At 42.7% G+C, this 1,090-nt stretch carries 1 rRNA gene; it reads left to right on the forward strand.

What is annotated here, in order from left to right:
* Nucleotides 1-238: 238 nt before the first annotated feature.
* Nucleotides 239-1,090 (forward strand): 23S ribosomal RNA (locus ACYVNW_RS18455); the annotation flags it as partial.

The following is a 1,090-nucleotide window of genomic DNA, read 5'->3' on the forward strand; positions in this document are numbered from 1 at the left end:
GTAGTGTGAATTGCATATTCAGTGAATCATCGAGTCTTTGAACGCAGCTTGCACTCTATGGTTTTTCTATAGAGTACGCCTGCTTCAGTATCATCACAAACCCACACATAACATTTGTTTATGTGGTAATGGGTCGCATCGCTGTTTTATTACAGTGAGCACCAAAACTGTGTGTGATTTTCTGTCTGGCTTGCTAGGAAGGAATATTACGCTGGTCTCAGGATCTTTTTCTTTGGTTCGCCCAGGAAGTAAAGTACAAGAGTATAATCCAGCAACTTTCAAACTATGATCTGAAGTCAGGTGGGATTACCCGCTGAACTTAAGCATATCAATAAGCGGAGGAAAAGAAAATAACAATGATTTCCCTAGTAACGGCGAGTGAAGAGGAAAGAGCTCAAAGTTGGAACCTGTTTGGCTTAGCTAAACCGGATTGTAAACTGTAGAAGTGTTTTCCAGACACGCCTGGTAAAAAAGTCCTTTGGAACAGGGCATCATAGAGGGTGAGAATCCCGTCTTTGGCTTGAGCATTTGCCTTTTGTGATACGCTTTCAAAGAGTCAGGTTGTTTGGGAATGCAGCCTAAATTGGGTGGTAAATCTCACCTAAAGCTAAATATTGGCGAGAAACCGATAGCGAACAAGTACCGTGAGGGAAAGATGAAAAGAACTTTGAAAAGAGAGTTAAACAGTATGTGAAATTGTTAAAAGGGAACCGTTTGGAGCCAGACTGGCTTGTCTGTAATCAATCTAGGCTTCGGCCTGGATGCACTTGCAGGCTATGCCTGCCAACGACAATTTGACTTGAGGGAAAAAACTAAGGGAAATGTGGCCCACTTGTGGGTGTTATAGTCCCTTAGAAAATACCTTGGGTTGGATTGAGGAACGCAGCGAATGCTTTTTGGCGAGTTTTCCAGGAAGGTTTTCTGAGGTACTACGGTATCAAGGTTGATCTTTTTGGTTATACTTCTATTCGCTTAGGTTGTTGGCTTAATGACTCTAAATGACCCGTCTTGAAACACGGACCAAGGAGTCCACCATTAGTGCAAGTATTTGGGTGACAAACCCATATGCGCAAGGAAACTGATTGATACG

The sequence above is a fragment of the Mucilaginibacter koreensis genome (genome assembly GCF_054783355.1).